This window comes from Bacillus sp. SRB_331, assembly GCF_003264175.1.
GTDB classification, from domain to species: domain Bacteria; phylum Bacillota; class Bacilli; order Bacillales; family Bacillaceae_G; genus Bacillus_A; species Bacillus_A mycoides.
Window position 1 is genome coordinate 56708 of the sequence record NZ_NADV01000043.1, and the last position, 13892, is coordinate 70599.

The following is a 13892-nucleotide window of genomic DNA, read 5'->3' on the forward strand; positions in this document are numbered from 1 at the left end:
CCAATAATTATAGATGTATAGAAAAATCGCCTTTTCAAGGTGAGTATGTTTAATAGTTATATTTTAAATACTGCAAAGAGGAAGACAATTCCATTGAAATGGATAAATGGTGTATAATGCAGAGTGGCTATAGTGAAGAATAAAAGGTTGTCTTAAAGGTAGCATAATGGAAAAAGAAAGAATACTGAATGAGGTGCAAAAATGGAATATCAATATCCACTTGATTACAATTGGTCAAATGAAGAAATGGTAGCAGTTGTAAAGTTTTATGAAGCGATTGAAAAGGTATATGAAAAAGGAGTTTTGAGAGAAGATTTGATGGAATTATATCGTCGTTTTAAAGAGATTGTACCATCGAAGGCAGCGGAGAAAAAAATTGATAAAGAATTTCAAGAAGTAAGTGGATATTCTATATATCGTACGATTCAAAGAGCAAAAGAAGTAGCGGAAAAAAAGATTGTAAAAATGTAAAAATATTTTGAAAATTAAAATACGAAGTGCTATAATGTGATAACAACTAAAAACGGACAATATAAATTGTCCGTTTTCTACTATCGATTACAAAGTGCATATAAAGGAAGGAGTGGTTGCATCGTAGATTCAATCTTAGCAAGGAATTGTTCGTTGGTCATTGCTGAAAACTCCTCTGGTGATATATGAATACCGACTAATAACTCTGCTTTTTTCACAGTAGCTAAACGTTCAATCATCTTTTGTAAGTCTTCCGTTTCAAGCGTTTTATGTAGTTTTACACCTGGTTTAGTATGGTCAATGGACCAAACGAAGTCATTTGGAATATTTGTTTTTAAATCATTTAAATGTTCTAAGAAGGCGTGAGCCGTCTCCACTTTTTGTGGACACTCATAGATTAAACCAAAGTATATGAAGGCGTGAGTACCCCATAAACCAATTTGAAAGTGTGGTAACATTTTATATCCACGTTTATTTGTTGAAAAAGCAACCCAAGTATCGTTTGGTGGATTGACTTTGCGGCGTGCATGTTTTGCTACATGGTAGAAAAAGTTTTCATCAGTTTGTTGTGATAAATATTCTGCAAATTGTTCCCCTAAAGCTTCTAGCTTAGGATGAATATTCGTTTTAATTGCGCTCATTCGTTCTTCAAGACCATCAACAGTAAAGACTTCAAAATCAGTTGATGTGAATGTTTGTAGTGTCATGATTGTTCCTCCAACTCCTATTTTGTTTTAATTTTAGCATAGCTTGTACTATTCATAAAAAAAACATCACAAAAAAATTTAAATAAAAAAATATAATTTTGTTGCATAGATGATTTATCCAACATAGTATAGTATAAAACAAAAAATCAGAAAATTGAATCAATTCTAGTCCGAGGGCAGACGAATATTGGGAGGAGGCAAAAAAATGAGACAGGTGATTAATGCGTTAAAGAGAACAGATGCTGAAAAGAGAATTCCGGTGCTACGTTTGGAGCTAGATTATGAATTAGCAACTTTATATGATGCGATGATGGATAACGACAAACAGAAAAAAGAAGAGTGCGTACAAAAATTAGAAGTGTTAAGACTTGAAATGATCCGTTTAGAAGCGTAATAATAGTATATGTATAAATAATTAGTTGGTGCGAACCTTATAAAGGGTTCGTTTTTTCTGTGAACAGTATAGATCGGAGTGTTTAAACATGCAAGAAGTATGGAAAGACATCGATACACACGCGAAACAGTGGATTCGAGAAGCAGGAGAACAATTAATGGCGTCACTGAAAAAAACACTTATTATAGAAACAAAGTCAAATGCAGCTGATCTAGTAACAAATATGGACCGAGAAACGGAGCAGTTTTTAATTGGGAAAATTAAAGAAACATTCCCGGCTCATAACATTTTAGGAGAAGAAGGCTATGGAGATGAGATTACCTCTTCTAATGGGGTTGTTTGGTTAATTGATCCAATTGATGGCACGATGAACTTTGTTCATCAAAAAAGAAATTTCGCAATCTCAATCGGGATTTATGAGAACGGTATCGGAAAGATTGGTCTTATTTATGATCCAGTTCATGACGAACTATATCATGCGGTAAAGGGAGAAGGGGCTTTTTGCAATGATTTAGCTATTCCCATGTTGGAAAAAGGAACGGTAGAGCATGGAGTTATAGCTTTGAATGCGATATGGCTTACTGATAATCCATTGCTTAATATGGAAAAAATGATGATGCTCGTTAAGAAGGCGAGAGGTACGAGGTCATATGGTTGTGCAGCGTTAGAAATGGTATATGTTGCCACAGGAAGATTAGACGCATATGTAACACCGCGCTTATCGCCATGGGACTTTGGCGGGGGACAGATTATTGTAGAGGAAGTTGGCGGTAAAGTGACAACGTTCTTGGGAACGCCTCTTTCTATTGTAGAGAAAAGCAGTGTGTTAGTGGCAAAACCAGGAGTATACGAAGAATTATTACCATTTGTATCGCAATAATGAAAAAAAGTAAGAGGCATAAAGAAGCTTCTTACTTTTTAATGTTATTGCGATTTACGCATTTTTCTTTTTGTTACAAAACCGTATCCAACTGTAACAAATGTGCCGATAATGCAAATAATAATGCCGATGGGACTATTTTCAGCAATCATAATTCCGATACCAATTAAGAAGATAACACCGATAATTGCTGTTAATAAAAAGCGATATTGAATGTGTTCCATTTCTTCACCCTCCAATCTTATTTTACTTTCACAAAAGTAAGAATACAACTATATTTTCATTCTTGATTTTATTTTGATTGCCATTGTATCCCCTTCGCTCTTATAATAGAGAAGGATTAAAAAGACATTAGGAGTTGGACATGTTGAAAAAACGACAAGATTTACGAAATATAGCAATTATTGCCCACGTTGACCATGGTAAAACAACACTTGTTGACCAGTTATTACGTCAAGCGGGGACGTTCCGTGCGAATGAACATATTGAAGAACGCGCAATGGACTCAAATGATCTAGAAAGAGAACGTGGTATTACAATTTTAGCGAAGAATACTGCGATTCACTATGAAGATAAAAGAATTAACATTTTAGATACACCTGGTCACGCTGACTTCGGTGGAGAAGTAGAACGTATCATGAAAATGGTTGATGGTGTTCTACTTGTAGTTGATGCATATGAAGGTTGTATGCCACAAACACGATTTGTTTTAAAGAAAGCTCTTGAGCAAAACTTAACTCCAATCGTTGTTGTAAACAAAATTGACCGTGACTTCGCTCGCCCTGATGAAGTAGTTGATGAAGTAGTTGACTTATTCATCGAACTTGGTGCAAACGAAGACCAATTAGAGTTCCCAGTTGTATTTGCATCAGCAATGAACGGAACAGCAAGCTTAGATTCAAATCCAGCAAATCAAGAAGAGAATATGAAATCATTGTTTGACACAATCATTGAACATATTCCAGCACCAATTGATAACAGCGAAGAGCCACTTCAATTCCAAGTAGCACTTCTTGATTACAATGACTATGTTGGTCGTATTGGGGTTGGACGCGTATTCCGCGGTACAATGAAAGTAGGACAACAAGTTGCATTAATGAAAGTTGACGGAAGTGTAAAACAATTCCGTGTAACTAAATTATTTGGTTACATTGGATTAAAACGTCAAGAAATTGAAGAAGCAAAAGCTGGAGATTTAGTAGCTGTTTCAGGTATGGAAGACATTAACGTAGGTGAAACGGTATGTCCGGTTGAGCATGAAGAGGCTTTACCATTATTACGTATTGATGAGCCAACATTACAAATGACATTCCTTGTAAATAACAGCCCATTTGCAGGTCGTGAAGGTAAATTCATTACTTCTCGTAAAATTGAAGAGCGTCTTCGTTCACAATTAGAGACAGATGTAAGTTTACGTGTAGATAATACAGATTCTCCTGATGCATGGATCGTATCTGGACGCGGAGAGTTACATTTATCTATCTTAATTGAAAACATGCGTCGTGAAGGTTATGAACTACAAGTATCTAAGCCTGAAGTAATTATTAAAGATGTCGATGGCGTAAGAAGTGAGCCTGTAGAGCGCGTACAAATCGATGTTCCTGAAGAATACACTGGTTCTATTATGGAATCAATGGGCGCACGTAAAGGTGAAATGTTAGATATGGTGAATAACGGAAACGGTCAAGTTCGCCTTACTTTCATGGTTCCAGCACGTGGGTTAATTGGTTACACAACAGAATTCCTAACATTAACTCGTGGTTATGGTATTTTAAATCACACATTTGATTGCTACCAACCAGTACATGCTGGACAAGTGGGTGGACGTCGTCAAGGTGTTCTAGTTTCACTTGAAGCAGGAAAAGCATCACAATACGGTATTATGCAAGTTGAAGACCGTGGTGTAATCTTCGTTGAACCAGGTACAGAAGTATATGCTGGTATGATCGTTGGAGAACATACACGTGAGAATGATTTAACAGTTAACGTTGTAAAAATGAAACAACAAACGAACATTCGTTCTGCAACGAAAGATCAAACTTCAACAATGAAAAAACCACGCTTAATGACTTTAGAAGAGTCATTAGAGTACTTAAACGATGATGAGTTCTGTGAAGTAACTCCAGAATCAATTCGTCTACGTAAAAAGATTCTTGATAAGAGTGAGCGCGAAAGAGCTGCTAAGAAAAAGAAATCTGTAGAAGCATAAAAATAAAAAACAACTACCTTTATAAAAGGTAGTTGTTTTTTTATTTTGTTTATTTTTAGAATATTTATTCTTTTTTGTGGACAGTATTTTTTTTGCGAGTTACTCTTGTATTAAGTACATAAAGAAAATTTGTTTTTATGAGAAGGGAGGAAAGATAGTGTTAGAAAGAATGTCATTTTTCGCGAAATTGTGCAAAGTTGATGAAAATCCAGAACTAGGGATGTGGTTACTTTATGGAACAATTATTATATTGAGTGCACTTGTATATAATTTAGGATTTGCAAGGAAGCTATCAGTGCTAAAAAATATAGTAATATACATATCTTTAGCAATTGGATGCACGGTATTAACTTTCTTTGCAGTTTTTTTGCCAGTTGGAGAGGGGCTCGTTGTAGCGGCGATTGTACTTGGAATTTATAGATTACGTTTACGTCAAGCGAAACAACAAAAAGCAGGGTGAAAAGGGGGAGTTTCATGCGCTCGGTACAAGATGCACTATATAATTGGTTAACAATTAAAACTGTTGCGGAAGCGCGTCCAGATGATAGAGCTGCACAAGAAACGTACGTATTATTTCGAAATATGATATATGAAGAGCATAAATTACGAAATGTAGAAGTGGAAAAGAACGAGGAAATGTATTTAATTACATATGAAATTGATGGAGAAATAAGGTGTGCAAGATTTCCAGTAGAAGCAATTGATTGTTTTTTGGATCAGATGAATCGTGAACCAGAAAAATACAAATAAGTCCTTATCTATATGATTAAGGACTTATTTACGGTTTACCAATCGTCTTCTACTTTTTTATCACGATATAATCGGAAATTACCACTTGCATGGCGTTCCATAGTACGATCTGCAATGCGTTCCGTACATTCCATGCACATATATGTATGAATAGGGCGATTACGCAGTTTTTTTGCCATAGGATTTTCGTCATCTAACATATCTTTTTTATCACAAATCATACATCTGACTCTCATTTCGTCACCTCAATACGAATTCTATCAGTATAAGTATATCATGGAAGCATAATGTTTTTGAATAATAGCGGGAAAAAATAATATTTTCGCAATTCGAAAAATAGGTTATGATAAGGATATATAAATAATATTTGGAGGTGGAAATATGGCGAATGTAGTTGAGCCTACATTGACAGGTGATTTAGTACAATCTTTGCGTAAAGAGTGTATCGTTATGATAGCAACAACAGATTTCGAAAAACAAATTCCTAACGTAAGTGCTATTTCTTGGGTATATGCAGTGAGTGAAACTAGTATTCGATTTGCGGTAGATCAACGCTCACGTATTGTGGGGAATATACGGCATAGTGCAGGGGTTGTATTGACTATAATGGCGAATGAATCCGTATTTTCCATAAGTGGTGAAAGTGAAATTTTAACAGATAGAATGGAAGGGATTCCTCTAAAATTAACGGTAGTAGAAGTGAATGTACAAGAAGTTCGTGATGTTATGTTTTATGGTGCGAAACTTGCTACTGAACCAACATATGAAAAAACATATGATCTTCGAGCAGCTAAAAAGCTTGATAACCAAGTATTAGTAGGAATGAAAGAATTATAAAGAAGATGAATAGGAACATCGTTCATAAACTTTTACAAGTGAGTATTGTGATTTAATGTGAAAAATTATAATAAAAAGTAATATATTGAATAGAAATGAATAAAAAATAAAGAAAAGGTTTAATTTCTATGAGTTTCGATTCTACCTCGTTTTTACGGTACATATAATTATAACAATGGTTCGTCCATATTTTATGGATGAAACCCTTGTTCTACAAATTTAAAAGTGGAGTCAGGGGGTAACAGGTTGGATAAAATTTATGTGTTAGATACGAATGTACTTTTGCAGGATCCTTTATCTATTTTTTCATTTGCAACAAATGAAGTAGTGATTCCAGCAGTTGTATTAGAAGAGGTTGATTCGAAAAAACGTTATATGGATGAAGTAGGACGAAATGCTCGCTATGTATCTAAGTTAATCGACAAATTTCGCGAAATAGGAAAGCTGCATGAAAGTATTCCGTTAGAAAACGGCGGTACATTTCGTATTGAATTAAATCATCGCTCATTTGTTCAACTGCAAGATATTTTTGTAGAAAAAACAAATGATAATCGAATTTTAGCGGTAGCGAAAAACCTCTCTTTAGAAGAACAAGAAAAAGAGGACGGGAAATCAGTTATTTTAGTAAGTAAAGATGTACTCGTAAGGGTAAAAGCTGATGCAATCGGATTGCAGGCCGAAGATTATTTAAGTGACCGAGTAATCGAAGTGGAAAATATATATTCAGGATTTTTAGAAGGGTATATATCAAAAGAACAGTTAGATTATTTTTATGAAAAAGGTGAACTGCCTTTATCTGAAATCGCAAATCATCCTTTTTATCCAAATCAGTTTGTTGTAATGAAAGATGCACTAGGGGGTTCTAGTTCTGCACTTGGGATTGTGGATCATTTAGGTAAGAAGGTAAAAAAACTTATTTTTCACAATGAACAAGTGTGGGGGATACGCCCACGAAACGTGCAGCAAATTATGGGATTAGAATTGCTACTTCGGGAAGATATTCCACTTGTAACGTTAACAGGGAAAGCCGGTACAGGAAAAACGTTACTCGCATTAGCTTCGGGACTAATGCAAACGGAAGATTTAGGGTTATATAAAAAACTACTTGTCGCGAGACCAATTGTACCGGTAGGGAAAGATATAGGCTATTTACCAGGAGAGAAAGAGGAAAAATTAAGACCGTGGATGCAGCCGATTTTTGATAATCTAGAGTATTTATTCAATACGAAAAAGCCTGGGGAGCTAGATGCTATTTTAGCTGGGATGGGTTCGATTGAAGTAGAAGCGCTTACCTATATACGTGGGAGAAGTATTCCAGACCAATTCATTATAATTGACGAGGCACAAAATTTAACGAAGCATGAAGTAAAGACGATATTAACAAGGGTAGGCGAAAAAAGTAAGATTGTATTAATGGGGGATCCTCAGCAAATTGATCACCCGTATTTAGATGAATATAATAACGGTTTAACATATGTTGTAGAGAAGTTTAAAGAACAACGTATTAGTGGTCATGTAAAGTTTGTTAAAGGAGAGCGTTCTAATTTAGCACAACTAGCAGCGGATTTATTATAAAAAGGAGTGAGCTTAAGCTCACTCCTTTTTTGCCTTTTAATTATACAATTTAAATGATTGTAAATTTACGGATGTTACGAATCGGATTTTGTCTATTAGATCCATCATGGAAATATAGATGAACAGGCCCGTCTTCTCGTAATGGTTTACCTTCTTTTGAAAAACCGAGAATAGCTTTATGGGCTGTTTCTAACGGAAGTGTAATTGTATTGTCTGTGGTTTCAATTTCGACATGAGTAGCATCTTCTAAAATTTCAGCATTTTTTAGAAATGGATGAAGTGGTATGCCAAACGTCCCGTTAATAAGCTGTTCTTTTTTATATTTCTTTACACTTTGTTGTATTGGCGGGAAGGCAGCACCATCACGGATTTCGCGATCCCAATGCTCTGAAGTATGTTTTAAGTATGTTTCTAATTCGGATGATTCTTCTCTAGTTTCATCAAAGTAGGTTGTCAAATCTATTTTTCGATCATCGAAAATCCATACAGTTGGATCGATAGTGATTGGAAAACGAACTTTTCCATTAATAAATAAAATTTCGCTCATTGTTGTTCCCCCATTTGTGTTATACTCCCACTTTTCAGTATAATAGTATTAGACACTGTTGTCACAAAAAATGTTTCTATTGCAATTTATTAAAACTATCGCTAATATTAATAGATATGAGAGAGTAGGACGGAAACGGAGGGAATCAATTTGGCGTCTGAGACAGTATCAAATCATCAGGAAAAGGCACTAGCCCTTCTACAAGCGGATGCAGAGAAGATTTTAAGACTTATTAAGGTACAAATGGACAATCTTACAATGCCGCAATGTCCATTATATGAAGAAGTTTTAGACACACAAATGTTTGGACTATCCCGCGAGGTCGATTTTGCGGTTCGCCTTGGTCTTATTGCAGAAGAACAAGGGAAAGCAATGTTAGGAGAGCTCGAACGTGAGTTGTCTGCACTTCATGAAGCATTTACAAACAAACAATAATAACGGGTTCAAATAAGGGGGCTCAAACTGAAATAGTTTGGGCTTTTTATTTGTATAATAAAGAAGGAAGAACCCATATACATATGGAATACAACAATAATTAAATTGAAACAGAAAGAGGAAATGAAATGAAAAAAGTATGGAAATCGATGGATTATTCCTTATTACTTCCTCTTGTTATCTTATGTGTGTTGGGAGTTATAATGGTATATAGTTCTAGTTCCATTGTTGCGATTTCGAGGTTTGATAAACCAGCAAATTTCTTTTTTAAAAGACAATTAATGACTTTGGCTGCTGGGACAATCATATTAATAATTATCGCTACTATCCCATATAAAGTGTGGAGGAAACGAATTTTTTTATTGGGGAGTTATGGTATTAGCATTGCATTATTAGCGGCAGCTGCATTTTTCACTAAGACAGTAAACGGCGCAAATGGATGGATATTTGGAATACAGCCTGCAGAATTTGTGAAGATAACTGTTATCCTCGTATTGGCTCATTTTTTTGCGAAAAGACAAGAAACGAATACGCCTGTTTTGAAAGGATCGGGACCGGTACTTTTTGGTGTTGGTTTAATCATGGTTTTAATTTTAAAGCAAAATGATTTAGGTACCGATTTGTTAATTGCAGGAACAGTAGGAATTATGTTTCTTTGTTCGGGAGTGCGGATTAATTTATGGATTAAACGAATTGTTTTAACTTCTATAGTATGGGTTCCGGCACTATATATTCTCGGTAATTATGCATTAAATCCATATCAAAAGGCACGGTTTTCAGTTTTTCTTGATCCATTTAACGATCCTCAAAATGATGGGTTCCAATTAATAAATTCTTTTATTGGAATTGCTTCAGGAGGGCTAAATGGTCGAGGGTTAGGGAACAGTGTGCAAAAATATGGATACTTACCAGAACCGCAAACAGATTTTATTATGGCAATTATATCTGAAGAACTTGGTTTTATAGGTGTAGCTGTCATTTTAATCTGTTTACTACTTATTATTATTCGGGCATTTAGAGTTGCACAAAAGTGTAACGATCCATTTGGAAGTTTAATAGCCATAGGAATTGCAAGTTTGTTTGGAGTTCAAACCTTTATTAATGTCGGTGGTATGTCTGGGTTAATACCGCTTACAGGGGTACCATTACCATTTGTTAGTTATGGTGGGAGTTCTTTGTTAGCTAATCTGCTTGCAATGGGTATACTGTTAAATATTGCTAGTTATGTAAAACGACAAGAGAAACAACAAAACAAATTGACTAACGAAATAGAACAAGGTGGACCGCATCTTGTTGTTGTAAAATAAAAAACACATTGAGCTCTAGAGTTCAATGTGTTTTTTATTTTGTTAGGTTTTAAATGTGATATAATATTGATTGTTTTAAAATTAAAAGTATATTACATTCAAGTAAATGTGATATACAATATTGTTGTTAGAAAAGGAAGAGGTATGCTATACTATTTTTGTGAAACAAATTGATCAGAAAACTTATCATTTGTTGAAAAATAAGGTATGATGGATAAAAATAAAGTGAAGCTTTCTAAGTATAATATAATGTAGAAAGTGAAGAACTTCACGCTCTTTAGAGTGTGTATGTATTTTATCTCTAGAGTGGTAGGAAAATAGAGGGGGAAAATCATGACAAAGCTGCAACGTATTCAAAAAGTATTGGTAGCTAACCGTGGAGAGATAGCAATTCGTGTGTTCCGAGCATGTTCAGAACTTGGATTAAACACAGTTGCGATCTATTCTAAAGAGGATAGCGGTTCTTATCATCGCTATAAAGCCGATGAGTCCTATTTAGTTGGGGAAGGGAAAAAGCCAATTGATGCTTATCTAGATATTGAAGGCATTATTGAGATTGCGAAAAGTAATCATGTAGATGCAATCCACCCTGGATATGGTTTCTTGTCAGAAAATATTCAATTTGCAAAACGTTGTGAAGAAGAAGGGATTATCTTTATCGGTCCAAAAAGTAAGCATTTAGACATGTTTGGAGATAAAGTTAAAGCAAGAACACAAGCGCAGCTAGCACAAATTCCAATTATTCCTGGTAGTGATGGTCCAGTAAATTCAATAGAAGAAGTTGAAGAATTTGCTGAAAAGTATGATTACCCGATTATTATTAAAGCATCCCTTGGTGGCGGCGGTCGCGGTATGCGTATTGTACGTGCTAGTGAAGAGTTAAGAGAATCGTATAATCGCGCGAAATCAGAAGCAAAAGCAGCCTTTGGTAATGATGAAGTGTACGTTGAAAAATTCGTTGAAAAACCTAAACATATAGAAGTACAAATTTTAGCAGATGAAGAAGGTAATGTTGTTCATTTGTATGAGCGTGATTGCTCTGTACAACGACGCCATCAAAAAGTAGTTGAAATTGCACCGAGCGTGTCGCTTTCAGATGATTTGCGTCAGCGTATTTGTGATGCTGCAGTAAAGTTAACGAAAAATGTAAATTATTTAAATGCTGGAACGGTAGAATTCCTTGTAAAAGGTGATGAGTTTTACTTCATTGAAGTAAACCCACGTGTTCAAGTTGAACATACGATTACAGAGATGATTACAGGAGTGGATATCGTTCAATCGCAAATTTTAATAGCTGATGGACATGCATTACATAGCAAAATGGTAGGTGTTCCTAAGCAAGAGGAAGTGGTTGTGCATGGATTTGCAATCCAATCTCGTGTAACGACAGAAGACCCACTTAATAACTTTATGCCTGATACAGGAAAGATTATGGCGTACCGATCAGGCGGTGGTTTTGGTGTTCGTCTTGATACAGGTAATAGTTTCCAAGGTGCAGTTATTACACCGTACTACGATTCTTTACTTGTAAAAGTTACTACTTGGGCACTTACTTTTGAACAAGCCGCTGCAAAAATGGAACGTAACTTAAAAGAATTCCGTATTCGTGGTATTAAAACAAATATTCCATTCCTAGAGAATGTAGTAAAACATAAAAACTTCTTATCAGGAGAATATGACACTTCATTTATTGACGCGTCACCTGAACTATTCTTGTTCCCGAAACGTAAAGACCGCGGAACAAAAATGTTAAATTATATTGGTACAGTAACAGTAAATGGCTTCCCAGGAGTAGGGAAAAAAGAGAAACCAATTTTCCCAGATGCTCGTATACCAAATGTGATACACTCAGAGCCAATGCAAAATGGAACGAAACAAATTTTGGATGAGCGTGGAGCGGATGGATTAGTAAAGTGGGTACAAGATCAAAAGCGTGTACTTTTAACTGATACAACATTCCGTGATGCACATCAGTCATTACTTGCAACTCGTGTTCGTACAAAAGATTTACATCACATTGCAGAGCCGACAGCGAGAATGTTACCAAACTTATTCTCAGCAGAAATGTGGGGCGGTGCAACGTTTGATGTTGCGTATCGTTTCTTGAAAGAAGATCCATGGGAACGATTACTAGATCTTCGTGAAAAAATGCCAAACGTTTTATTCCAAATGTTACTTCGCTCTTCAAACGCAGTAGGTTACAAAAACTATCCAGATAATTTAATTCAAAAATTTGTGGAATGTTCCGCGCAAGCTGGAATTGATGTGTTCCGTATTTTTGATAGCTTAAACTGGGTAGAAGGCATGAGAGTTGCAATTGATGCTGTACGAGATACTGGTAAGATTGCAGAAGCAACAATGTGTTACACAGGAGACATTCATGATCCGTTACGCAGTAAATATGATTTAAATTATTATAAAAATTTAGCAAAAGAGTTGGAAGCATCAGGAGCTCATATTTTAGGAATTAAAGATATGGCGGGCTTATTAAAGCCAAACGCAGCATATGATTTAGTTTCAGCACTAAAAGAGACGGTGTCGATTCCAATTCACCTGCATACACACGATACGAGCGGAAATGGTATTTTAACGTATACGAAGGCAATTGAAGCAGGTGTTGATATTGTCGATGTAGCGGTGAGTTCAATGGCTGGTCAAACGTCACAACCAAGTGCGAATACACTATACTATGCGTTAGGTGGAAACGAAAGACAGCCAGATGTTAATATAGACTCATTAGAAAAACTATCTCATTATTGGGAAGATGTACGAAAATATTATGCTCCATTTGAAAGTGGTATGAATGCTCCTCACACAGAGGTATATATGCATGAAATGCCGGGTGGACAGTATAGTAATCTTCAACAACAAGCAAAAGCGGTTGGCTTAGGAGATCGCTTTGATGAAGTTAAAGTGATGTATCGCCGTGTTAATGATATGTTTGGCGATATTGTAAAAGTAACACCATCATCTAAAGTTGTCGGTGATATGGCATTATTTATGGTTCAAAATCACCTAACAGAACAAGATATTTTAGAACGTGGACATGCTATGGACTTCCCAGGATCTGTTGTTGAAATGTTCTCTGGAGATTTAGGACAACCATATGGTGGTTTCCCGAAAGAATTACAAAAAATTATTTTAAAAGGGAAAGAGCCATTAACAGTAAGACCGGGTGAATTATTAGAACCAGTAGATTTCGATGCTTTAAAAGAAGAGTTATTCCACAAACTTGGACGCGAAGTAACAATTTTTGATGTAGTCGCATATGCATTGTATCCAAAAGTATTTATGGACTACGAAAAAGTTGCTGGGATTTATGGAAATGTATCTGTGCTTGATACACCGACATTCTTCTATGGTATGAGACTTGGTGAAGAAATTGATGTGGAAATCGAGCAAGGTAAAACATTGATGGTTAAACTAGTTTCCATTGGGGAGCCACAGCCAGATGGAAATCGTGTGCTTTACCTGGAGTTTAATGGACAACCGCGTGAAATCGTAGTGAAAGATGAAAACGTGAAATCAACTGTTGCACAGCGTGTGAAGGGGAATCGTGAAAATCCAAATCATATTAGCGCAACGATGCCGGGAACTGTTATTAAAGTAGTTGTAAAAGAAGGCGATGAAGTGAAAAAAGGTGATTCCATGGCAATTACAGAAGCTATGAAAATGGAAACGACGGTTCAAGCGCCATTTAGTGGTAAAGTGAAAAAAGTATATGTAAATGATGGGGATGCAATTCAAACGGGAGATTTACTCATTGAATTAGATCATTAA

15 protein-coding genes are annotated in these 13892 nt (G+C 35.7%); 11 read left to right on the forward strand and 4 right to left on the reverse strand.

From position 1 onward, the window contains the following. The first annotated feature begins 201 nt into the window (after positions 1-201). Positions 202-471: a UPF0223 family protein gene (locus B5P42_RS24790; RefSeq protein ID WP_002014862.1), complete on the forward strand. Its 270-nt coding sequence runs from the start codon at positions 202-204 to the stop codon at positions 469-471. Positions 472-551: 80 nt separating this feature from the next. On the opposite strand, the gene B5P42_RS24795 is transcribed toward B5P42_RS24790, so the two are convergent. Further along, positions 552-1178 carry a YktB family protein gene (locus B5P42_RS24795; RefSeq protein WP_002014864.1) on the reverse strand — a complete coding sequence of 209 codons (627 nt, stop codon included), beginning with the start codon at positions 1176-1178 and terminating at the stop codon, positions 552-554. Between the two features lie 205 nt (positions 1179-1383). Here B5P42_RS24795 and B5P42_RS24800 point away from each other — a divergent pair, with 205 nt between their 5' ends. Together B5P42_RS24800 and B5P42_RS24805 are read left to right on the forward strand one after the other, a co-directional pair. After that, on the forward strand, positions 1384-1572 hold the full coding sequence (locus tag B5P42_RS24800; RefSeq protein ID WP_002121995.1) for a hypothetical protein: 189 nt from the start codon (positions 1384-1386) through the stop codon (positions 1570-1572). 88 nt (positions 1573-1660) lie between these two features. After that, positions 1661-2452 (forward strand): inositol monophosphatase family protein, encoded by a 792-nt coding sequence (locus B5P42_RS24805; RefSeq protein ID WP_002033721.1) that lies wholly within the window; start codon positions 1661-1663, stop codon positions 2450-2452. A gap of 44 nt (positions 2453-2496) precedes the next feature. Here B5P42_RS24805 and B5P42_RS24810 read toward each other — a convergent pair whose 3' ends face one another. Then, positions 2497-2676 carry a DUF5325 family protein gene (locus B5P42_RS24810; RefSeq protein WP_000400127.1) on the reverse strand — a complete coding sequence of 60 codons (180 nt, stop codon included), beginning with the start codon at positions 2674-2676 and terminating at the stop codon, positions 2497-2499. A gap of 140 nt (positions 2677-2816) precedes the next feature. Here B5P42_RS24810 and typA point away from each other — a divergent pair, with 140 nt between their 5' ends. The 3 genes from typA to B5P42_RS24825 all read left to right on the forward strand — a co-directional run bounded on the left by typA (position 2817) and on the right by B5P42_RS24825 (position 5411). Then, the gene (typA, locus tag B5P42_RS24815) at positions 2817-4661 is read left to right on the forward strand and encodes a translational GTPase TypA (protein WP_002014867.1); all 1845 of its coding nucleotides are present in this window, start codon (positions 2817-2819) and stop codon (positions 4659-4661) included. Positions 4662-4818: 157 nt separating this feature from the next. Continuing rightward, on the forward strand, positions 4819-5121 hold the full coding sequence (locus tag B5P42_RS24820) for a YlaH-like family protein (protein WP_000893662.1): 303 nt from the start codon (positions 4819-4821) through the stop codon (positions 5119-5121). Between the two features lie 14 nt (positions 5122-5135). Further along, positions 5136-5411 carry a hypothetical protein gene (locus tag B5P42_RS24825; RefSeq protein ID WP_060749583.1) on the forward strand — a complete coding sequence of 92 codons (276 nt, stop codon included), beginning with the start codon at positions 5136-5138 and terminating at the stop codon, positions 5409-5411. Positions 5412-5446: 35 nt separating this feature from the next. Here the strand turns inward: B5P42_RS24825 and B5P42_RS24830 are convergent, their stop codons facing one another. Further along, positions 5447-5647, reverse strand: coding sequence for a YlaI family protein (locus tag B5P42_RS24830; protein ID WP_113735484.1), 201 nt, complete (start codon positions 5645-5647; stop codon positions 5447-5449). Positions 5648-5792: 145 nt separating this feature from the next. Here B5P42_RS24830 and B5P42_RS24835 point away from each other — a divergent pair, with 145 nt between their 5' ends. After that, the gene (locus B5P42_RS24835; protein WP_002014791.1) at positions 5793-6248 is read left to right on the forward strand and encodes a PNPOx family protein; all 456 of its coding nucleotides are present in this window, start codon (positions 5793-5795) and stop codon (positions 6246-6248) included. Positions 6249-6494: 246 nt separating this feature from the next. Continuing rightward, positions 6495-7823, forward strand: coding sequence for a PhoH family protein (locus B5P42_RS24840; RefSeq protein WP_002088317.1), 1329 nt, complete (start codon positions 6495-6497; stop codon positions 7821-7823). Positions 7824-7872: 49 nt separating this feature from the next. Here B5P42_RS24840 and B5P42_RS24845 read toward each other — a convergent pair whose 3' ends face one another. Beyond that, entirely contained in the window at positions 7873-8370 is a 498-nt protein-coding gene (locus tag B5P42_RS24845) for a molybdopterin-binding protein (protein ID WP_002014789.1), read from the reverse strand. A gap of 150 nt (positions 8371-8520) precedes the next feature. Here B5P42_RS24845 and B5P42_RS24850 point away from each other — a divergent pair, with 150 nt between their 5' ends. From B5P42_RS24850 to pyc, 3 genes are all read left to right on the forward strand, one after another. Further along, positions 8521-8805 carry an Fpa/YlaN family protein gene (locus B5P42_RS24850; protein ID WP_113735485.1) on the forward strand — a complete coding sequence of 95 codons (285 nt, stop codon included), beginning with the start codon at positions 8521-8523 and terminating at the stop codon, positions 8803-8805. Positions 8806-8933: 128 nt separating this feature from the next. Beyond that, positions 8934-10112 carry an FtsW/RodA/SpoVE family cell cycle protein gene (locus B5P42_RS24855; protein ID WP_113735486.1) on the forward strand — a complete coding sequence of 393 codons (1179 nt, stop codon included), beginning with the start codon at positions 8934-8936 and terminating at the stop codon, positions 10110-10112. 333 nt (positions 10113-10445) lie between these two features. Continuing rightward, complete coding sequence (gene pyc / locus B5P42_RS24865) at positions 10446-13892, forward strand: pyruvate carboxylase (RefSeq protein ID WP_012261618.1); 3447 nt, start codon at positions 10446-10448, stop codon at positions 13890-13892.